Consider the following 21,461-nt stretch of genomic DNA (forward strand, 5'->3'; position numbering starts at 1 on the left):
AGGCCTTCTGTTCTTCTCATTTGATATTTACAAAATATTAATTAAAGACTACCGTCTTGTTCTGATGAACCAAAATCCGATCCTCGACGTGCCATGAAACGGCCCGCGCCAGCACGATCCTCTCAATGTGGCGGCCTATGCGCTTCAAACTTTCCACATCATCCCGATGGCTTACCCGTTGGACATCCTGCTCGATAATAGGACCTCCGTCCAATTCCTCGGTTACATAATGTGCGGTAGCTCCAATAATTTTGACCCCCCGTTCATAAGCCTGGGCATAAGGCTTTCCTCCGACGAAAGCCGGGAGGAAGGAATGGTGGATATTGATTACTCTATTCGGATATTGCTCAATGAACACTGGAGACAAAATCTGCATGTAGCGCGCCAGAACGATCGTATCCGCTTGATCGCCGATCACCTCGAGCTGCTTTCGTTCCGCTTCCGGTTTGGTATCCGCGGTGACCGGAATATGATGATACGGGATGTCGAACGATTCGACCAATTCCCTCATATCCGGGTGATTGCTGATCACCATCGCTATTTCCGCATCCAGATCCCCGGCCTGCCATTGCCACAGCAGCTCCAGAAGACAATGGTCTTCCTTGGAGACGAAGATGGCCAATCTCTTCTTCCTGCTTGCGCAATGAATGCTCCAGTTCATCTGGAACTTCTCGGCCACGACCTCCTGGAAATCCACTTCCAGAGGCTCAAGTCTGCGCTCCAGATCGTTCAAGTCAAATTCAATGCGGATGAAAAACATGCCGCCTGCAGGGTCCATCGTATATTGATCCGACTGAACGATATTGGCGCCATGCTCATGCAAAAAACGGGAAACCGCAGCGACGATTCCCGGCTGATCCGGACAGGAAATCAGCATTCTCGCACGATTCTCATTCTGTTGGGTTAATTTCTTACGCTGCGCGTTAGTGACTACTCGATTCATCTTCTATCCTCCACATTCTTGTTGCACTGTTCCTTAGCTAACGGGAATGAATAGATTCAATTCCCGTCAGAATACAAGCTTATTCAAGCCAGCTGCAATACGCTCTTGGCGGCAAACCAGCCCGTCAGCCGATGATTGATCTGCTCCTCATTCAGCTCGGGGAACAGATTTTCGGCGACTACCATATCGTATAAACGCTCCATGGGCTCTCTTTTATCCTCTTTTTTCGCTTTGGCATCATTCTTCAGAAGATCCCATACTCCCAACACATATTTGCGGGAGTCCAGGTCTTGCTTGGTGAAGAAATGGTTGAGCCTGTCCACATCCTCAAGATACTCCGATCCCAGGCGTTCTTCCGCATTTCCGCGAAGAATGGCAATCTCGGCCTCATACATCGGCCGCTCTCCTTGATCCGTCTTGCCCCCGATCCAAGGAGTTTCGAGAATCATCGGCAGATGCTTCAGCTTCTCATGATTGACAACCGAGCTGATCGTTTCGAACCCAAGGTATCCCGATCCGACAGGAGCATGGCGGTCCTTGCCCGCTCCCCGCGGATTCTTGCTGTCGTTCAGATGGACGACGGCTAGCCTGTCCAATCCGATCACCCGATCGAACTCCTTCAGCACTCCGTCCAAATCATTGACTATATCATATCCGGCATCATGAATATGGCAGGTGTCCAGACAGATCGTCAATTGATCATTGTCCTCCACTTTATCGATAATGGCCGCCAGCTCCTCGAACGAACGACCGACTTCCGTACCCTTGCCGGCCATCGTCTCCAGAGCTATTTTAACCTTCGTATCTTTAACCCCTTTAAGAACCTCGTTAAGCCCTTCGGCAATTCTAGCAATTCCGTATTCGGCATCTTTATCGGTATAGGCTCCGGGATGGAGCACTATATTACGAACGCCCAAATAGTGAGTCCTCTTAATCTCCTCCTGGAGAAACCGGACCGCCAGCTCATAAGTGCTCTCCTTGTAGGAGCCCAAATTGATAATATAGGGTGCATGAACGACAATTTCCGGGATGCCGTGCTGTTTCATCACTTCCAAGCCTTCGGAAACATACATTTCCTCAATTGGCTTTCTTCTCGTATTCTGAGGTGCCCCGGTGTAAATCATAAACGAGCTGGACCCGTATGATACGGCTTCTTCCGCCGCACACAAAAGCCCTTTAGGCGAACAGGAAACGTGTGAACCTATTTTTAACATCGGCCTCTCCCTCACTCATTATAAAAATGAATCCTTCCTGCTATTTTACTAATAAACTCGAAATAAATCCAGAAATGCGGTATAATTTCCTTATAATCACTAACTAATCCAAGAACGAACAAGGCTGTATAACGAGGTGAAGATGTGTGCTCTTCCAATGGACACTTATTATTTGGGGATTTGCTCTCCTTGCGTTCATGAGCGTCGGCGGTTTTTTTATGTTCCGCAAATTTATGAAGGTGCTGCCCAAGAACGACGGAATGTCTAAACTGGACTGGCAGAATCATTATGTTGAGGCCTCCCGCCATCTATGGACGGAAGAGAGCAAGGCTTTTCTGGATAAGCTCGTCCAACCGGTGCCAAGCCCATTCAGAGACATAGCCAGACACTCCATTGCCGCGAAGATCGGGCAGGTCGCGCTGGAAAGCGGAGCGAATGAAGTCACCCGCGAGCATTGTATAGAAGGATATATTCTCGCTACGCCAAGAAGGGATTACAAAGCGCTTGTTACCTTCCTGGAGAAGCAGAACATCGATTATACCCCCTTCCGCCATTTGCTGCACGGCAAATGATCGCGAAGGTGATTCCAAAAATAAATATAGGGCCGGAACTCTTGATGGTTCCCGGCCCTTGTTTTTTAGTTAGTTCTGCTGGTGGGGAATAGAAGACTACCCGCTAAAGAAAATGCACCCCCGTTTCAATAACACGAAGGTCCCGTAGCTGCGCTTGCTATAAATGAATCCGCCGATCGAAACCTCTATCATTTGCGAACGTCTTCCAATCGGAAGGCTCAATGAACGATGCCGCTTTTACAAGGAACTCGGGATGACCCGGATCTCTTGGTATAGAGCGGGAAGCTTGAGATAGCTGCGATTGAATGTAAATATACGCCGAATCCGATAGGTAAGCAGGACGACCGCCGTGGTCGCTTCATGCAGGGAATAGCGGAGCTCCGGACATTGAATCAGAAATTGCTTCGCCTCCTTCTCAATCTGCGGGTTGCCCGAGATAAGCAGCAATCTTCCGGATTGAACGGAACGGTCAATGATATCAAGAAAATATTCGGCATGGGAATACCCGTAGTTATCACGCAGCCATTCGTGCAGATCAAAGATATTTTGGCTGGTCGTTACGAAGGGGCGATCCATGTCCTCCATATCCATAATGAAAGATCTCGCTTTCCCATAGTGGGGATGGTCCGGATTCATATATGCCGCCAGGGCGCTCTCATCCAAAAAAACAGATTTCTGGTAATCCCAGTTTTCACTGTCTCTCATCTTCTTCCTCCTCCATTCCCGATCCATGCACAGCCGCGACTCCAAGTCCGAAATCCGTACGGCGAGTCATACCATCCAAGCATAATAATGGATTTCTCCGTTTCTGTTCCTCGGTCACATGGATGTTCCCCCCGCCCTGACTCTCGTTCAGCAGGTTATGGATCGCCCGGTTGATCAAAGCCTGCACAGTTGTCCGCTCCCGCGCAGCTTTGTTCTTCAAACGCTCGAAATCCTGCGGATCAAGCTCAATGGAGGCATCTTCCTCCTGACCATCCGACCCCGGCTTGTCCGCTACCAGATGGGATGCCGACCGTTTTACTTTGTCCAGTTGGTTCTCCACGTATTTTTTAAATTTATCCATTATTTCAATTCCTTTGCGTGTTTAATTTTTTTGCGAATGCCGCATTATGAATCTTCGAAAAGTCAAATAATCAGTTTCAACCGTGCGGAAATCGGAAACCCTACTTGTCGGAGTCTCTCTCTCACTTCACCTGCTAGTAGGGCATTAAAAAAACTTGATAAGTTCCTAGACTTCTGGATTAAAACCTGCAAAAGTGCATCTTTTTCGGTGTGTTTACGCTCCCTTGAAACAAAGCCTGCGAAAGTGCATCTTTTTTCCGGTCGAAGTAACGATTTAGAAGGCTTTCGTAAAAATTCATGTATTATCGCAGGCTTTTCTTTCCATTATCAAAATTCGCTTCAAAATTGATGTATTATCGCAGGAATTTGGCAATTTCCCCGCTCCTCGGCGCCTCAATTCATCCGTCCGAAAAAAATCAGGGATGGCTTATCGATCCCGATTCGTTGGACTAACGCTTATGCCGGCTGTATACAGACGCAACCCACTTCCTACTACACCTTTCGCACATAAAGCCTGTTTTGGGACCGGAGAAGCGACAAAATACGAAACAAAGCGACCTATATCAGCAAAACGTTCACAGTATTTGTCATTTTTTGTAAAACCCAATCTGTCACCATTAACCTCTTGCCCTCTAAAGTGCGCCACGTACCTTTTCTGTTAGTCTCATCAGCCCTTTCGATGGTCGGACGCACTCTTTTGGCTCTCCTCTGCCACCCCTTGATAGTTGAACGAACTCTTTCGGTTCTACTCCACCACCCTCTCGACGACGAACGCCATTTCCCTCTAGCCCTCTAAAGTGCGCCGCCTACCTTTTCATTTAGCCTCATCAGCCCTCTCGATGGTCTCACGCACTCTTTTGGCTCTCCTCTGCCACCCCTCCAGCCTCTACTGCCCTCTTGACTAACGAGCCCCTTGGCTCCGCATCCGTATTCGTACAAAAGAATCCACTATATACTCTGGCTTTAAGTCCGAATAAGAAAAATAAACAAAGGGGAACCTTAATCAATAACCAATATTAGAGGAAGCTGAAACTTTGGAATCCGGGTAAACTAAGCGATGTGCAGTCAGGGAAAGGGAAAGACGGGGCTTGCTAAAGACTCACTTTAGCCTCATTCATCAATAAAAAGGCGGAATGTTATGAATGTTATCTTGGATTTTTTAAGTCAGCGCTGGTTTTCACTCATTCTATTTGCGGGAGTTGCTTACGCGATCTATTGGGTTTGCACACATCGCGATGAACTGATGATCTATCATGAACTTTTGAGAAAAGGCCGTGGGGACCGTTCTTAGCTTGTTGCTCCGGTCCTACTGTATCAAGCAGCACCGTACGCCCAGGAAGAAGGATTCCTTGTTGGCATGGCATCCCTCGGTATCCCCCGACCAAAGCATCGAAACGCTATTCCTGCATAGGAAAAAGCCGTCCGGTTCTCTTTACGAGAAACCCGAACGGCTTCATTAGGGTTGGTATTCAAATTATACCAAGGCTTTCTTCGCTATGTCGGTTCGATAATGCTTCCCTTGGAAACGTATCCTGTCCGCATCCGCATAGGCCTTCTCCCTGGCTTCCGCAATGTCTTTGCCAAGGCCGACGACTCCAAGCACCCGGCCTCCGTTCGTGACGAATTCACCATTCTGCAGCGCCGTACCGGCATGGAATACAAGGGAATCGCCAACTTCATCCAGCCCTTCAATCGGCAGCCCTTTCGGATAGGAGCCGGGATAGCCTTCGGATGCCAGAATGACGCAAACCGCCGCTTCCTCGCTCCAACGAATTTCAATATCTCCCAAGCGGCCTTCGAGGCTGGCCAGAATGATGTCCATCAGATCGGTCTGCAGCCTCGGCAGCACGACCTGTGTCTCCGGATCTCCGAAGCGGGCGTTGAATTCAATCGTTTTCGGGCCTTCTTCGGTAATCATCAGTCCCGCATACAGGACGCCCCGGAACGGCCGTCCTTCCTTGACCATAGCTTCAGCCGTCGGCTGCACGATCGTTTCCCATGCTTCTTCCACGATGGCGGAAGAGATATGCGGAACCGGCGAATACGTTCCCATCCCGCCCGTGTTAGGCCCCTGATCTCCGTCAAAGACGGGCTTGTGGTCTTGGGAAGGTACCATACGTCGCACCACCGTGCCATCCACAAAGGCGAGCAGCGACATTTCCTGTCCTTGCAGAAACTCTTCAATAACGACTTGATTGCCGGATTTACCGAACACCTGCCCGACCATCATATCGTAAAGCGCCTTTTCCGCTTCCTCCAGCGCATGGGCAACGACTACTCCCTTACCGGCGGCCAATCCGTCCGCTTTAATGACAATCGGCAGCTTCTGCAAACGCAAATAAGCCAATGCCTGTTCATAATCATCGAACGATTCGTAGGCCGCTGTAGGAATGTTGTATTTTTTGAGCAGTCGCTTGGTAAATACTTTACTGCCTTCAATTTCCGCGGCATTCTTGCGGGGGCCGTACGCCCGGATATTGGCTGCTTCCAAATAGTCGACCAATCCATCCGATAACGGATCGTCCGGTGCCACGAAGACCAGGTCGATATTTTCCTTCAGAGCGAATTCGGAGATCGCGGCGAAATCATTCTCCTGTATCGGCACACATTCGGCCAGCAGGGAAATTCCTCCGTTACCCGGCGCACAATAGAGCTTGCTTACTTTCGGGCTTCGTTTCAACGCCCATATAATCGCATGTTCACGGCCTCCGCGGCCGATAACCATTACCCGCATCGGGAGGGCACCTCCATTCATCTATAGAACGCCGCAATTCGGCTTCCGATCCGAATCCATTGCGTGCATTAATGCTTGAAATGTCTGACTCCGGTCATGATCATCGCGATGCCGTTCTCATTGGCGACGCGGATGGACTCCTCGTCCCGGATGGAGCCTCCCGGCTGAATAACGGCGGTAATTCCTGCCTTGGCGGCAAGCTCCAGCGTATCTCCCATCGGGAAGAAGGCATCGGATGCCAGAACCGCTCCTCTAGCTTTGTCTCCCGCCTGCTCGATCGCGATTTTGGCCGCTCCCACCCGGTTCATCTGCCCGGCGCCTACGCCTACGGTCATATTATCGGCCGCCAGCAGAATCGCATTGGATTTCACATGCTTAACGACTTTCCACGCAAACAGCAGCTGCTTCAATTCCTCGTCCGTAGGCTTCCTCTCCGAAACGACCTTCAAATCGTCTTCGCCGATACGGTGCCGGTCAGCTTCCTGAATAAGCATGCCGCCCTCGATTGTCGTTATGTTGAAGGTTTCTTTGCCATCCTTCCGGATCTCGCCAAGCTTCAACAAACGGAGATTCTTCTTCTGTTGCAAAATCTCCCGGGCTTCCGGGGTAAACTCCGGAGCAATAATGATTTCCAGGAAAATTTCGTGCATCTGCCGGGCAGTGGCCTCATCAATGGCCCGATTAGCGGCGATAATGCCCCCGAAAATCGAAACCGGATCGGCTTCGAAAGCTTTTTGATAAGCATGGAGGATCGTCTCTCCGATGCCTACTCCGCAAGGATTCATATGTTTAACCGCCACAACGGCAGGCTCCTCGAATTCCTGAATGATCTGCAGGGCCGCATTCGCATCGTTAATATTGTTATAAGATAATTCTTTGCCGTGCAGCTTCTCCGCTGTCGTAATATTGCCGCCCAGCGCCAACGGCTCCCGATAAAAAGCAGCCTTCTGGTGAGGGTTCTCCCCGTAACGCAGCTCCTGTATTTTCTCGTAGGTGACGGTATATTTTTCCGGGAATACCTCGCCGGTCTGCCCAGACAGATAATTCGAAATAAGCGAATCGTAAGCGGCCGTATGGCGGAAAACTTTGGCTGCAAGCCGTTTACGCGTTTCCAGAGTCGTATCGCCGGAGGAACGGATTTCCTCAAGCACCTGGGAGTAATCCTGAGCATCCACCACCACCGTCACGAAAGCATGATTTTTTGCCGCAGAACGGAGCATGGTCGGTCCGCCGATATCGATATTTTCAATCGCTTCCGCATACGTTACATCCGGCTTGGCGATTGTCGCCGCGAACGGGTACAGATTGACGACGACAAGATCGATATAATCGAGTCCCAGCTCTTTCATTTGCGCCTGGTGCTCCTCATTGTCGCGCACGGCCAACAGCCCGCTGTGTACCGCCGGATGAAGAGTCTTAACCCGTCCATCCATAATTTCGGGGAAGCCGGTCACTTCCGATATGCCGATGACAGGCACTCCCTGTTCTTTAAGAAGCTTTTGGGTGCCGCCGGTCGAAATGATTTGTACTCCCTGCTTGGCTAGCTCGGTGGCGAATTCTACAATTCCCGTTTTATCCGAGACACTGATCAGTGCCCTTCGAATGGCCATCGGATCATCCTCCTTGTTTTGTATTAACGTTACAATGCAAACTCTGCCTAAAAAACTTTCGGCGAATCCCGACTCACTTGTGCCCGTTTCGTCTTAAAGACATGCAGAAGTGCAGGTCTTTTTGCGAACATTCGGTAAATCCCGGGAAAGACGCGCAAATCTGCAGGTCATTCGCCGCCAAAAGCGAAAAATCAGCCAAATCGCTAAATTTACCTGCACTTTTGCTTTTGATTTGCTATTTTTGGCTATAATCCTTTCAAAGACCTGCATTTTTGCTGGTCCTTGATACCGTTGTATCGGTGGTTCAAGCGAAAGCCGTAACTAAATACCGGTTGGCCCCCTATACGACGGCCCGAAGACTTCCACACTTTTACACTAAAAAGGCCGGGCATCAAACGATATAGCGAATATAAAGATACCTATCACTACAAATCTAACCATCAATCACGTTTCCACCGGTATCCGTAAAAATGCCTCGGCCTGGCCGGACACTTTTTACATTATAACCCGTACCCTACGTCCGTCCAACCGCACCCGGTCTTCGCGAACCCACTGAATGACTTCCGGATAGAGCTCATGCTCGATCTTATGAATTCGTTCCGTCAGCGATTCCGCCGATTCCCCTTCCCCGATGGCTAACGCCCGCTGGGCGATGATAGGGCCGGTATCCATTCCTCCGTCCACATAATGTACGGTTACTCCGGTCACTTTCGCACCATGCTCCAGCGCCTGCTCCACCGCATTCAAACCGGGGAAAGAAGGAAGCAGAGAAGGATGGATATTAATCATCCGTCCGTAATAAGGAGTCACGAGCGTCTCGGTAATCAGCCTCATGTAACCGGCCAGCACGACGAGATCGATATCGTGCTCCTTTAACCTCTTGACAATCTCTCGCTCATATTCCTCTCTGGAAGAGAACTCCCGGGGACGAAAAACGAAGGACGGGATGCCCGCCCTATCCGCTCTATCAACCACCGCCGCCTGCGGTTTATCGCATACTAGAAGGCCGAGCTCCACATCAAGCCGTCCCGCCTTCACCGCATCCGTAATTGCTTGGAAATTTGATCCGCTTCCGGAGGCAAACACTGCTATCCTGAAAGGCTTGCTCATACTTCTACTCCCGTGAAGACGACCCGCCGGTTCCCGGGGATCACTTCCCCTATTTTGCGAAGCGGTTCGCCGTTCTGCTCCGCGATTTTCATCGCTTCCTCCGCCTGATCCGGAGCTACGATCAGCATCATGCCGATTCCCATGTTAAATGTAGTGAACATGTCTCGGTAGCTGATCTCTCCCTCTCTCTGCATCATGCCGAATATCGGAGGAATCGACCAAGAACCGTAGTCGATCCGAACGTCCGTCCCTTCCGGCAGCACCCGCGGGATATTCTCGATGAATCCGCCACCGGTTACATGGACCATCCCTTTGACTTCGATTCGCTCAAGCAGGGACAGCACCGGTTTCACATAGATTTTGGTCGGCTCGAGAAGAACGTCTCCCAAGCGGCCTCCCAATTCATCGAACGATTGCTCCAGCTTATAGCCTTTGGTCTCCAACAGGAGCTTGCGGACCAGGGAAAAGCCGTTGCTGTGAACTCCGCTAGATGCCATCCCCAGCACAACATCGCCCGGTGCAATTCGGGAGCCGTCAATCAGCTTCGCCTTGTCCACGACGCCAACAACAAAGCCGGCGATATCATATTCTCCATCCGCGTACATTCCCGGCATCTCCGCTGTTTCCCCGCCGATCAGGGCACAGCCCGATTGTACGCAGCCTTCGGCAATCCCCTGAACGACTGCTTCAATTTTCTCGGGAACAATCCGGCCGCTGGCCAAATAGTCGAGGAAGAACAGAGGCTCCGCTCCCTGCACTACTATATCGTTAACGCACATGGCGACCGCATCGATGCCGATCGTATCATGCTTATCCATTGCAAAAGCGATTTTCAGCTTCGTTCCGACCCCGTCCGTTCCCGAGACGAGCACCGGCTCTTCGTACTTATCCTTATTCAAGCCGAACAGCGCTCCGAAGCCTCCCAGATCGGTCAGCACCTCGGGCCGGAACGTCCGGCGCACATGCTTCTTCATCCGCTCCACAGCCTCATTGCCTGCGGCAATATCAACGCCCGCCTGTTTATACGCCTCTGACATCGTCTCCACTCCTGTACCAAATGTATTCGTTACTGCAGACTGCCAAAGCTCTTCCAGTTCGAAGCTTCTTGCAGCAAGACACGACTTGCCTTCGCTTACGCTGCACGCTTCTCTCGATCTGCTTGCCTTCGCTTGCTTAGCTTGCCTCTCTCGATCCGCTTGCCTTCGCTTACTCTGCACGCCTCTCTCGATCTGCTTGCCTCTACTTGCTCAGCTTGCCTCTGCCCGCTCACCTGCCTCAAAGAGGCTCAGCAGCCCTTCCTTCACCGGACTATCCGGTTAACAGCCGCAGCTTCCGTCCTCGTCGTTCACTTCCGTAGGATAATCGGCGTCGAAGCAGCCGGTGCACATCCCGCGGTTATGTTCTCCCTGCGGGCGACCGATCGCTTCCAGTAAACCATCCTTGCTTAGAAAATGAAGCGAATCCGCATTAATCGCCTGGCGGATTTCCTCCACCGATTTACTGGCCGCGATCAAATTATTGCGGCTGGGAGTATCGATCCCATAGAAGCAAGGATTCATATAAGGCGGAGAGGTAATCCTCACATGCACCTCTTTGGCCCCGGCTTCCCGCAGCATATTGACGATCCGCAAGCTGGTTGTGCCCCGAACGATGGAGTCGTCGATCATAACCACCCTCTTGCCTTCGACCACCTTGCGGACTGCGCTCAGCTTCATCTTCACGCCGCGCTCGCGAAGCTCTTGGCTTGGCTGAATGAAGGTCCGGCCCGTATAGCGGTTCTTGATTAAGCCAAGTTCATACGGGATGCCGGTCTGTTCGGCATAGCCAATAGCGGCAGATATGCTGGAATCAGGTACGCCGGTGACTACATCCGCATCCACGAACGCTTCCATCGCCAGCTTCTGTCCCATCCGCTTGCGGGCGGAATGCAGATTGATATTGTCCAAATCACTGTCCGGACGGGAGAAATAAATATATTCCATCGCACAGATGGCCCGTCTCTGCATGGGAGCGAACCGATCTTCCCTCATCCCGTCCTGATTAACGATCAACAGCTCGCCGGGAGCTATGTCCCGCAGGTATGTCGCTCCAACGGTCTCGAAGGCGCAGGTTTCCGAAGCGAATACATAAGCGTCCCCGAGCTTGCCGATCACAAGAGGGCGAAGACCGTGCGGATCCTGGGCAACGAATAATTGATCGTTCACCAGAATGAGAAAAGCAAAGCCGCCGACAAGCCGGCGCAGCGCCTCCTTGACCGCTTCAACGATATCCTCCTGCTGAGACCTCGCGATCAGGTGGATAACTACCTCCGTATCGCTTGTGGTCTGGAAGATGGAGCCCTGCTCCTCCAGCTCTCTGCGGATTTCGGCTGCATTGACCAGATTGCCGTTCGTCGCGATCGCCATATCCCCGCCGCGGTATTTGAAGACGAGCGGCTGTGCATTTTGCAGTTGGCTTTCGCCGGAGGTCGAATAACGGACATGGCCGATCGCCGTCGAGCCCTTAAGAGAGATCAGACGATCGTTGTCGAACACTTCCTTGACGAGCCCCATGTCCCGATGGTAATAAAATTCCTTGCCATCGGTCGTGCAGATCCCGGCGCTTTCCTCGCCGCGATGCTGGAGCGCATGCAAGCCGAAAAAGGAAAGTGCGGAAGCCTCGGGGTGACCGTACACCCCGAAAACCCCGCATTCTTCCTTCAGCTTGTCGAACGTGGCCGCATCCATTCCTTCATTGTAGTAGTCTCCGTCCCAATAACGGGAACGATTCAGGCTTTCATGAGGCATGGGATCGCATCCTTCCAAACCTTCTCCAGCTCTTCCACCGAAGAACGGAGAACCGGCTTGCCGTTGATGTCTACAGCAAGGTCCGTTCCGCCGACTGCTCCTATCGCTTCACAAGACACCCCTGCTTCCGCAAAGAGGCGCTTCAGTTCATCCGCCTTGTCGGGCGAGGTGCTGATAAGAATGCGGGACTGACTCTCACTGAACAGAGCGATGTCGTTGCGAAGCTCGCTGCTCCAGGAAATTTGCGCTCCGATATTTCCGCTGATGCACGATTCGGCCAGGGCTACGGCCAATCCGCCTTCCGACAAGTCGTGAGCCGAAGCGACCAGACCTTCGCGGATCGCCTTCAGCACCGCTAGCTGCAGCTTCTTCTCCACCGCGAGGTCAAGCTGAGGCGGTCTTCCTTCTGTTTTGCCGTGAAGAACATATTGGAATTCGCTTCCCCCGAGCTCCGCTTTCGTCTCACCGAGAAGCAGGACAACGTCTCCCTCATTCTTGAAGCCCTGTGTCGTAATATGATCCACGTCCTGCACCAGACCGACCATTCCGATGACCGGGGTCGGGTAGATGGCGCCCTTCGTATTTTCGTTATAAAGGCTGACATTGCCTCCGATGACCGGGGCATTCAGCTCACGGCAAGCTTCGGCCATGCCGTCCACCGCTTTTTCCAACTGCCAGAAAATTTCCGGCTTCTCCGGACTTCCAAAGTTGAGGTTGTCCGTAACCGCCAACGGTTCGGCCCCCGAGCAAACGACGTTGCGGGCCGCCTCGCTGACCGCAATTCGGCCCCCGGTTTCGGGATCCAGATAAACATAGCGGCTGTTGCAATCCGTAGTCATCGCCAACGCCTTGCGCGTACCCGGCACCGTCACGACCGCCGCGTCCGAACCCGGACGAACCGCCGTACTTGTACGCACCATGTAATCATATTGGTTGTATACCCATTCCTTGCTGGCTACCGTCGGAGAAGCAAGCACCTGCTTAAGGGCCCCCTCCAAATCCGTTACCTCCGGATAGGAAGCCGCGTCGAAGCTCTGCTGCCGCGCATAATACTCGGGCTCCCGGGAAGGCTTATGATAAACCGGGCATTCGTCCACCAGCGCCTTGACCGGCATATCGCCCACTACTTCACCGTGATGGATCAGCCGCAGACGGCCGTCGTCGGTCACTTTCCCTACCTTGGAACAAATAAGGCCCCAGCGTTCAAAAATCGCCTTAGCCTGCTCCTCATGCTCAGGCTTCACGACAAACAGCATCCGCTCCTGCGATTCCGACAGCATCATCTCGTAGGGAGTCATTCCTTCCTCCCGCTGAGGCACTTCATCCAGATACAGCTCCATACCGTTGCCCGCCTTGCTGGCCATCTCCGCACTGGAGCAGGTCAATCCTGCAGCCCCCATATCCTGAATGCCGACGACGATACCCGAATTGATCAGCTCGAGACAAGCTTCCATCACCAGCTTCTCCATGAACGGATCGCCTACTTGAACGGCCGTCCGCTTCGCTTCCGACTCCTCGGTAATTTCTTCAGAGGCGAAGGTCGCTCCATGAATTCCGTCCCGTCCGGTGGCCGGACCGACATAGAACACGGGGTTACCGACTCCTTGAGCAACGCCCCTCTGAATCTTGTCGTGATCGATCAGACCGACGCACATGGCGTTAACCAACGGATTTCCTTCGTAGCTTTCATCGAACATCACTTCTCCGCCTACGGTCGGAATCCCGATGCAGTTCCCGTACCCGGCAATCCCCGATACGACATTCTCGAACAAATATTTCACCCGCGCATTGTCGAGCTTGCCGAAACGAAGGGAATTGAGCAATGCGACGGGACGAGCACCCATAGAGAAAATGTCGCGGATAATTCCGCCCACTCCGGTGGCCGCTCCTTGATACGGCTCTACGGCCGAGGGATGATTATGACTCTCTATTTTGAAAACAACCGCCTGATTGTCGCCGATATCAACAATTCCCGCTCCTTCTCCCGGCCCCATCAAGACACGCGGACCGGTAACCGGGAACCTTCTCAGAACGGGCTTGGAGTTTTTATAGGAGCAGTGCTCGGACCACATAACGCTGAATACGCCAATCTCCACATAATTCGGCTTGCGTCCGAGGAACCCGCAGATTAAGCCGTATTCTTCATCCGTCACGCCCATTTGCTTATAAATTTGCTGCTCTGCAATTTGTTCGGCGTTCGGTTCTTTAGCCGATAGCTGCTGCGCCATTTTTCCCCCTCCATCTGTTCAAAATCGAAGTAAACATCCGTTTGCCGTCCTCAGAGCCCAAAAGCTCGTTAACCGCTCTCTCCGGATGCGGCATCATACCGACAATACGTCCGTCCTTGCTGCAGATTCCGGCAATATTGTCTACGGAGCCATTGGGATTTTCGCCCGCGTACCGGAAAACAATCTGGTTATTCTCCTGAAGCTCCTTCAACGTATCTGCATCGCAATAGTAGTTTCCTTCACCGTGAGCGATCGGAATATTGATTTGTTCGCCTTCCTTGTATTCGCTTGTAAACGGAGTATTCGCATTGACGACCTCCAGAGTGACCGGGTGACAGCGGAATTTAAGCGTCCGGTTGCGCAGCAGCGCTCCGGGAAGAAGACCTGCTTCCGTAAGGATTTGAAATCCGTTGCATATTCCGATAATATATTTGCCTTCCTGGGCCGCCTGAACGAGCGCGCTCATGACCGGCGCAAACCGGGCGATCGCCCCGCAGCGGAGATAATCCCCGTAGGAGAAGCCGCCAGGCACAATAATGCAGTCATATTGGCTTAAATCTGTTTCTGTATGCCAAACATACGAGACCGGCTGCCCGATCGTTTCTTCTACCGCCTTGTAACAATCGATGTCGCAATTCGATCCCGGGAATACGAGAACCGCAAAGTTCATTTTTTACCCTCCTCAAAGAGAATGTGATCGTTGTTGAATGTCTTATCGCCGTTTCAACTAAGCCAACTCGAAGCGGTAGTCTTCCACTACCGTATTGGCCAGCAGCTTCTCGCACATTTCCTTCAAACGGGCTTCGGCTTCCTCGCGGTTATCGGTATCCAGCTCCAGCTCCAAATACTTGCCGATTCTGACCTTGCCCACTTCCGCAAAACCCATGGAATGCAGTGCGCCTTGAACGGCATTGCCCTGAGGGTCCAGCACGCTTTGCTTGATCGTTACATAAACGGTAGCCTTAATCATCTTCATTGTTCCTCCTAAACCAAGATAATGGTTATAATAAATAAATTCAGGAAACCAGTCTTCTATAAATCTCCCGATACCGCTCCGATGTCGCTCGGACGACTTCCTCCGGAAGCTCCTCCGGCTCGCTGTTCCTGTCCCAGCCGGAGCCCGCCAGATAGGTGCGGACCGGCTCCTTGTCCATGCTGTCAATCTCTATGTCGAGCGCATAGTTCTCCCGGGCCCAGAAGCGGGATGAATCGGGGGTAACCGCTTCATCGATCAGCAGGATTCGGCCGTCTATCAGACCGAATTCAAATTTCGTATCCGCAAGAATGACGCCCTTGCTTCCACAGTAATCATGCGCGAATTGGTACAGCCGGAGACTGGCGGCCATCAGTTGCTCCGTCAGCCGCTCGCCGACCAGCTCCTTCATTCGCTCTATGCTAATATCCTCGTCATGCCCAACGTCATTCTTGGCGGCCGGAGTGAAGATCGGCTCGGCCAAACGTTCATTTTTTCGCAGGCCGGCAGGCAGCTTGTGACCGTTGATTTCACCTGTTTCCTTATACTTCCTCCAGCCTCCGCCGGTAATATAACCGCGGACGACACATTCAATATCGATTCTCTCGGCCTTGCGTGTTACCATGATCCGGTTCCGCAGCAGGTCGGGCTGTTGGATGAACGGACTCAGCCGGTCTGCATCGGCATGAATCATATGATTGGGAATAATCGATTCCGTCTTCCCGAACCAAAACTTGCTCAGTTGGTTGAGCACCTCGCCCTTGGATGGAACCGCCGGCTTAAGCACATAGTCAAAAGCCGAGATACGGTCAGTAACCGCAATCAGGTAGTGCTCCCCGAGATCATACAGCTCGCGCACCTTGCCTTTGTACACCAGCGGGGCTTGAATGTAATCTACTGCCGTCGCAATCGCATTCGGGTTGTTCAATGGCTTCCCCTCCAATCGGGCCTGCCCTGCACAGGTCCTTGCTGTCTTAACTCGTTCCGCTTGCGATCAAATGAATCCTAACCGTTTAAATACCGTATCCACATGCTTCAGATGCCAGCCGGGATCAAAGCAGTCCGCCAGTTCCTCCGGACTCAGCAGAGCGCTAATCGAGCTGTCCCCGCTCAATATATCGTGGAAGGAACGCTGTTCCTCCCAGGCCTGCATTGCTTTGGGCTGGACTGTATCATATGCCTGCTCGCGGCTAAGGCCTTTGTCAATCAGCTTCGTCATGACTCTTCCGGAGAAAGGAACCCCGTAGGTCGACTGCATATTGCGCTTCATATTTTCCGGGAAGACGGTCAGGTTCTGTACGATGTTGGAGAACCGGTTCAGCATATAGTTCAGCAGAATGGTCGCGTCCGGCAGTATAATTCTCTCTACGGAAGAGTGGGAAATGTCCCGTTCATGCCATAAGGTCACATTCTCGTAAGCAGATATCATATGCCCGCGAATCACCCTGGCCAGTCCGGACATATTCTCGCAGCCGATCGGGTTGCGCTTGTGCGGCATCGCGGAAGACCCTTTCTGCCCCTTGGCAAAAGGCTCCTCCACCTCGCGGAACTCGCTCTTCTGCAGAGCCCGGATCTCCGTGGCAAACTTATCGATCGATGTAGCAATGAGAGCGAGAGTCGCCATATATTCGGCATGGCGGTCTCTCTGGAGCGTCTGCGTGGAGATGGGAGCCGGTTTCGTGCCGAGCTTCTCGCAGACGTATTGTTCAATGAAAGGATCGATGTTGGCGTATGTTCCGACCGCCCCGGAAATTTTGCCGTATTGAACACCGTCGGCCGCCATCCGGAATCGCTCCAGATTGCGCTTCATCTCCTCGTGCCAGAGCGCCATTTTCAGGCCGAAGGTGGTCGGCTCGGCATGAACCCCATGGGTTCTTCCCATCATGACCGTATCTTTGTGGGCAATCGCTTTGTCCTTCAGAATGTCCAGGAAGCGAAGGATATCCTGCTCCAAAATCCGATTAGCCTGCAGCAGCAGATATCCAAGTGCCGTATCCACCACATCGGTCGAGGTCAGCCCGTAATGAACCCATTTGCGCTCCGGGCCAAGTGATTCGGATACGGCCCGGGTGAAGGCAATGACATCGTGCCGGGTTTCCTGTTCGATCTCATAGATGCGGTCGAGCGAGAAGCCGGCCTTGGCTCTGATCTGCCGGACATCCTCACGCGGAATAATCCCGAGCTCGGACCAGGCTTCACAGGATAAAATCTCGACTTCCAGCCAGGCCTTGAATTTATTCTCTTCTGTCCAAATGGCTGCCATCTCAGGTCGTGAATATCTTTCAATCATAAGGAACCTCCGCTAATGTAGAATTGAGCTTCAAGCTGTTTTACCGGCTCCATATCCCGGTTCGTTCGATCCAATCGAACGCATCCCGGATATCTTCGACGAGCAAATTAACATGCCCCATCTTCCGCTTCGTCTTCGCTTCTTTCTTGCCGTAGAGGTGGATCTTGGGACTAACCCGCGAATCCTCTTCCGTCTGCTTGCCCGCCCATTCCAGCAGCGGCTCGACATGCTCCCCCAGTATGTTGACCATTACGACCGGGGTCAGGAGCCTGGTGGAGCCGAGCGGCAAGTTGCAGACCGCGCGGATATGCTGCTCGAACTGGGAAGTCGCACAGGCTTCCATCGTATAGTGGCCCGAATTATGCGGTCGCGGCGCCAGTTCGTTGACGAACAGCTCCCCTTCCGGTGTCAGGAACATCTCCACCGCAATAAGGCCTATGACGTTTAACGATTCGGCGATTTGCACCGCCATCTTCTCGGCGCGCTGCAGGACATCCCGGGATATCCGGGCCGGCACGATAGACAGATGAAGGATATTGTCCTGGTGCACATTCTCCGCTACCGGAAAAGCCCGGACCTCGCCCCGCGGGTTCCTTGCCGCAATAACCGACAGCTCGCGTTCAAAACGGATGAACTTCTCCAGAACTAGCTCCGTTCCCGTCCGGCTCAATTCGGCATAAGCCTCGTCAGCCTGACTCTCTTCGCGGATCACCCACTGCCCCTTGCCGTCATAGCCCCCGGTCGCCGTCTTGAGTACGCAAGGTGTCCCGAATCTTCCAACCGCTTCACGCAGATGGGCGGCACTTGAGATTTCCTCATAAGGGGCCACCGGCACTCCGGCAGCTTCAATGGCTCTCTTCTCCCTCAGACGGTGCTGAGTCGTAAAGAGCAGTGCGCTTCCTTGCGGAACCCGAGAGGCCGATTCGAGCATCGCCGCTACACCCGCATCGACATTCTCGAATTCATAGGTAATGACATCGGACAGCGCAGCAAGCTCGCGGGCGGCTTCGGCATCGTCATAGGCGGCCGTGATTTGGCGATCCGCCACTTGCCCGCAAGGGCTGTCTTCCGTCGGATCCAACGTCACAAACCGGTAACCCATATGGCGACCGGCTAAAGCAAGCATCCGGCCCAACTGTCCTCCCCCCAGCACACCGATGGTGCTTCCCGGAAGGATAGGCTGCATGCTGTTCTCTATCTTATGGACATGTCTTGGCGTTTGTCCGTTCATAACAAGTCACTGCTTTCTGTCACCGCTTGACGGATGCTTTCGCGGCGTTGGATGATTTTGCGCTGGATGGCAGGATCATGTGCCCCCAGCATCTGTGCGGCCAACAAGCCCGCATTCGTAGCTCCTGCCTTGCCGATCGCTACCGTGGCCACGGGAATTCCGCCGGGCATCTGTACGATCGACAGAAGCGAATCAAGCCCGTTAAGCGCAGCGGACTGAACGGGGACGCCAATGACCGGAAGCGGCGTCTTGGACGCTACCATTCCAGGCAGATGAGCGGCCCCCCCTGCACCGGCAATAATGACCTTAAGTCCGCGTTCCACTGCGGTTTCCGCATATTGAAACATCAGGTCCGGGGTCCGGTGGGCGGATACTACTTTCTTCTCATAAGGAATTTCCAGTTCATCCAATATATCGCATGCATGCTTCATCGTTTCCCAATCCGACTGACTTCCCATTATGATCCCGACAACAGCCGACACATGCATCCCTCTTTCCTCAATATTTATCGTTCCCAAGTCAGGGCTGCAAAATAAAACAACCCCAAAAAGTTCATTCCATGTGGATTCCGACTCCTGCAAAAATGAAGGAAAATATTCGGTTGCGGCAAAAAAAGTCCGCTAGATAGGCTATCAATCTGACGGACAAACGAGTTCGGACCCTTAAGAACACTTCCAGCCAAACGCTGTCCGCTCTTTAAATTCTCTCATCTTGCGCTTGCTATACAAATCCGGGAAGGAAGGCATTCCAATGAGTCTGCGCTCCCGACTTACTCGTCCTCCAGACATGACAGCACGCATCAAGACAGCGCTGGGCGCTGTTCTAATGGGATAATTCCAAACTCGTAGTCCAAAAATTTACGGTTCTTGGGTAGAGACTTACAGGCCGTATTCCTGTGATTATACGAGTCTAGCTATATTCTATTGGTCTAACAAGCTAATTACAGCTTTCCCCTTCATTCTAACAGCCTCCTACGAGCCCTGTCAACAAAAAGACGAACATTATAATGTTCGTCTTTTGGAAAGTTCGTTTTTTAGTTGAAAACCCCTGGTTCTCATTCGGATTTTAACGGATTTTCGAAAGCATTACCCAATTTAAGCTGATCTATTAACCGAATGAAGGTCCAGCCTGCCAGCAGCAAAAGAAGGAGATGCAGCCAAAACATGCTTGTCCCCGGCGGCATCGTGTCCGTCAAAGCAAACAGTCCCCATAACAGAAGCGGAGGAAATTGAGCGGCCATGCAAATAGAAATGAGTGCCAGTTGAAGAACAAGGACCCACTTGTGCAAATTGGAGCCGAGACTCCATTGAATAATAAACAAAAGCAGCATCGACATGCTAATTCCTACAGCCCACCGGGCCCATAAGGAAACCAGCTTCCCTTCCGAGCCTTGCTCCGTTCCGAGGAAGCCGAACGAGGCCGTAACGGCTTCGGGCATCCACGGCATATACATTAATCCGACAACGGCGTAGAGAATCGCTGACAAACAGACAAGAAAGACCGGGTTATTCAATCTTTTCATCGAATCCCCCCTCCTGCTTTTTCTTTTTGTCGGAGCTTGGTTATTTTCATTATTCTTTCCGTTCCGCTTGGCTTTCATTCGCCTGCCGAGCTTCTGTGCAGTTCAAACAGGGTTAGCTCCGGTCTGCAGCAAAAACGAACCGGATGCAAACTGACGCCGATCCCTCTGTTTGCGTACAAAAAGAACTTTCCTTCTTTGAGCTTGTACAGCCCATCTACATACTTCTTGGCTCCGAGCGGGGTAACAATAGGCCCGATCCATGGCAGCCTCACCTGACCGCCATGGCTGTGTCCGGACAACTGCAGATCTACCGGATAGCGCGAGGCCGTGTCTGCGAAATCGGGAGCATGGGATAACAGCAGTGTAAACACGGAAGGATCGGCTCTATTCAATGCTTTAGCCAAATCGGGCCTTCCTTTGACAAAATCATCCACTCCCGCAACAATTATACTTTCCCGGTCCTTTGTTATTTTGAACGCATTGTTCTTAAGCAGTTGAAATCCGGAAGCCTTCCATAACTTCGATACCTGTACCGCACTGTCGATGTAGTCATGGTTGCCCAACACGGCAAACTTGCCATAAGCCGCCTTGACGCCGGATAAGGCTTCGATAACGTCTTTCTCCGAAAATATTGCGGAATCATACAAATCGCCAGTAAAACATACCAAATCGGGGTTGAGATTATTTATCCTCTCCACTAACTGTATCAGAGCATCAGGGGAATAATAAGGGCCCAGATGAACATCGCTGAATTGAAGAAGCCTCATCCCGGACATGGCCTCAGGAAGCCGGTCCAAGGTCAACGGCACCTTATTCGTCTGGACCCAGCGTGGTTCTGCGTATCTCGCATAACCGTAAGCCGGTATTGGCAAAATCAACATTCCGGCAAACAGCCTTCCGCCAGTTTTTAAAAATGTTCGCCGGGTCATCCGGGATTCCGGGGCCATTTCCGCATTTTTGTTATCCAGCTTGTTCATCTTTATCCTCCTTTTCCTTAATATAGACGAAAAGGCGGCGGAAGAAGTTGCCGATCGGTTACAAATGGGCCAATAGACAAAAAAAGAGTACCCACCGGATATAATATCCAGTGAGTACTCCTTGGTCCGCTTGGCAACGCCCTACTCTCCCAGGACCCTTCGGTCCAAGTACCATCGGCGCTGGAGGGCTTAACGGTCGTGTTCGG

The 21,461-nt window shown here is 52.2% G+C and carries 19 protein-coding genes, 1 rRNA gene and 1 riboswitch; of the genes, 1 reads left to right on the top strand and 19 read right to left on the bottom strand.

Annotated features, from left to right (window positions below):
- Nucleotides 1–37: 37 nt before the first annotated feature.
- Nucleotides 38–943 carry a formyltetrahydrofolate deformylase gene (purU, locus tag ACFQ03_RS21200; RefSeq protein WP_144939420.1) on the bottom strand — a complete coding sequence of 302 codons (906 nt, stop codon included), beginning with the start codon at nucleotides 941–943 and terminating at the stop codon, nucleotides 38–40.
- Nucleotides 944–1,026: 83 nt separating this feature from the next.
- Complete coding sequence (locus tag ACFQ03_RS21205; RefSeq protein ID WP_379290836.1) at nucleotides 1,027–2,157, bottom strand: deoxyribonuclease IV; 1,131 nt, start codon at nucleotides 2,155–2,157, stop codon at nucleotides 1,027–1,029.
- A gap of 146 nt (nucleotides 2,158–2,303) precedes the next feature.
- Here ACFQ03_RS21205 and ACFQ03_RS21210 point away from each other — a divergent pair, with 146 nt between their 5' ends.
- Nucleotides 2,304–2,729, top strand: a complete 426-nt coding sequence (locus ACFQ03_RS21210; protein WP_144939416.1) for a DUF2621 family protein — start codon at nucleotides 2,304–2,306, stop codon at nucleotides 2,727–2,729.
- A gap of 237 nt (nucleotides 2,730–2,966) precedes the next feature.
- Here ACFQ03_RS21210 and ACFQ03_RS21215 read toward each other — a convergent pair whose 3' ends face one another.
- The 17 genes from ACFQ03_RS21215 to rrf all read right to left on the bottom strand — a co-directional run.
- Entirely contained in the window at nucleotides 2,967–3,434 is a 468-nt protein-coding gene (locus tag ACFQ03_RS21215) for a hypothetical protein (RefSeq protein WP_144939414.1), read from the bottom strand.
- On the bottom strand, nucleotides 3,421–3,795 hold the full coding sequence (locus ACFQ03_RS21220; RefSeq protein WP_144939412.1) for a hypothetical protein: 375 nt from the start codon (nucleotides 3,793–3,795) through the stop codon (nucleotides 3,421–3,423). Before ACFQ03_RS21220 ends, ACFQ03_RS21215 begins: the two co-directional genes overlap by 14 nt.
- A gap of 1,473 nt (nucleotides 3,796–5,268) precedes the next feature.
- Nucleotides 5,269–6,528: a phosphoribosylamine--glycine ligase gene (purD, locus tag ACFQ03_RS21225; protein WP_144941388.1), complete on the bottom strand. Its 1,260-nt coding sequence runs from the start codon at nucleotides 6,526–6,528 to the stop codon at nucleotides 5,269–5,271.
- Nucleotides 6,529–6,596: 68 nt separating this feature from the next.
- Nucleotides 6,597–8,138, bottom strand: coding sequence for a bifunctional phosphoribosylaminoimidazolecarboxamide formyltransferase/IMP cyclohydrolase (gene purH / locus ACFQ03_RS21230; protein ID WP_144941386.1), 1,542 nt, complete (start codon nucleotides 8,136–8,138; stop codon nucleotides 6,597–6,599).
- Nucleotides 8,139–8,633: 495 nt separating this feature from the next.
- Nucleotides 8,634–9,248: a phosphoribosylglycinamide formyltransferase gene (purN, locus tag ACFQ03_RS21235; protein WP_150960624.1), complete on the bottom strand. Its 615-nt coding sequence runs from the start codon at nucleotides 9,246–9,248 to the stop codon at nucleotides 8,634–8,636.
- Nucleotides 9,245–10,285 (bottom strand): phosphoribosylformylglycinamidine cyclo-ligase, encoded by a 1,041-nt coding sequence (gene purM / locus ACFQ03_RS21240; RefSeq protein WP_144941392.1) that lies wholly within the window; start codon nucleotides 10,283–10,285, stop codon nucleotides 9,245–9,247. Before purM ends, purN begins: the two co-directional genes overlap by 4 nt.
- 279 nt (nucleotides 10,286–10,564) lie before the next feature.
- The gene (gene purF, locus ACFQ03_RS21245) at nucleotides 10,565–12,034 is read right to left on the bottom strand and encodes an amidophosphoribosyltransferase (protein WP_144941382.1); all 1,470 of its coding nucleotides are present in this window, start codon (nucleotides 12,032–12,034) and stop codon (nucleotides 10,565–10,567) included.
- The gene (purL, locus tag ACFQ03_RS21250; RefSeq protein ID WP_144941380.1) at nucleotides 12,016–14,262 is read right to left on the bottom strand and encodes a phosphoribosylformylglycinamidine synthase subunit PurL; all 2,247 of its coding nucleotides are present in this window, start codon (nucleotides 14,260–14,262) and stop codon (nucleotides 12,016–12,018) included. Before purL ends, purF begins: the two co-directional genes overlap by 19 nt.
- Nucleotides 14,240–14,932: a phosphoribosylformylglycinamidine synthase subunit PurQ gene (gene purQ, locus ACFQ03_RS21255; protein WP_379290840.1), complete on the bottom strand. Its 693-nt coding sequence runs from the start codon at nucleotides 14,930–14,932 to the stop codon at nucleotides 14,240–14,242. Before purQ ends, purL begins: the two co-directional genes overlap by 23 nt.
- Before the next feature lie 57 nt (nucleotides 14,933–14,989).
- Nucleotides 14,990–15,232, bottom strand: a complete 243-nt coding sequence (gene purS, locus ACFQ03_RS21260; RefSeq protein ID WP_144941376.1) for a phosphoribosylformylglycinamidine synthase subunit PurS — start codon at nucleotides 15,230–15,232, stop codon at nucleotides 14,990–14,992.
- Nucleotides 15,233–15,278: 46 nt separating this feature from the next.
- Complete coding sequence (locus ACFQ03_RS21265) at nucleotides 15,279–16,163, bottom strand: phosphoribosylaminoimidazolesuccinocarboxamide synthase (protein WP_144941374.1); 885 nt, start codon at nucleotides 16,161–16,163, stop codon at nucleotides 15,279–15,281.
- Nucleotides 16,164–16,229: 66 nt separating this feature from the next.
- Nucleotides 16,230–17,525, bottom strand: coding sequence for an adenylosuccinate lyase (gene purB / locus ACFQ03_RS21270; RefSeq protein WP_144941372.1), 1,296 nt, complete (start codon nucleotides 17,523–17,525; stop codon nucleotides 16,230–16,232).
- A 40-nt stretch (nucleotides 17,526–17,565) separates the two neighbouring features.
- Nucleotides 17,566–18,756 carry a 5-(carboxyamino)imidazole ribonucleotide synthase gene (purK, locus tag ACFQ03_RS21275; protein WP_379290843.1) on the bottom strand — a complete coding sequence of 397 codons (1,191 nt, stop codon included), beginning with the start codon at nucleotides 18,754–18,756 and terminating at the stop codon, nucleotides 17,566–17,568.
- Nucleotides 18,753–19,238: a 5-(carboxyamino)imidazole ribonucleotide mutase gene (purE, locus tag ACFQ03_RS21280; RefSeq protein WP_379290845.1), complete on the bottom strand. Its 486-nt coding sequence runs from the start codon at nucleotides 19,236–19,238 to the stop codon at nucleotides 18,753–18,755. Before purE ends, purK begins: the two co-directional genes overlap by 4 nt.
- A gap of 343 nt (nucleotides 19,239–19,581) precedes the next feature.
- Nucleotides 19,582–19,683, bottom strand: a riboswitch (purine riboswitch).
- A 127-nt stretch (nucleotides 19,684–19,810) separates the two neighbouring features.
- On the bottom strand, nucleotides 19,811–20,278 hold the full coding sequence (locus ACFQ03_RS21285) for a hypothetical protein (protein ID WP_379290847.1): 468 nt from the start codon (nucleotides 20,276–20,278) through the stop codon (nucleotides 19,811–19,813).
- A gap of 74 nt (nucleotides 20,279–20,352) precedes the next feature.
- Nucleotides 20,353–21,255 carry a metallophosphoesterase gene (locus ACFQ03_RS21290; RefSeq protein WP_379290849.1) on the bottom strand — a complete coding sequence of 301 codons (903 nt, stop codon included), beginning with the start codon at nucleotides 21,253–21,255 and terminating at the stop codon, nucleotides 20,353–20,355.
- A 128-nt stretch (nucleotides 21,256–21,383) separates the two neighbouring features.
- Nucleotides 21,384–21,461 (bottom strand): 5S ribosomal RNA (gene rrf / locus ACFQ03_RS25910); the annotation flags it as partial.

Source organism: Paenibacillus residui, assembly GCF_042677205.1.
Taxonomy (GTDB): domain Bacteria; phylum Bacillota; class Bacilli; order Paenibacillales; family NBRC-103111; genus Paenibacillus_L; species Paenibacillus_L residui.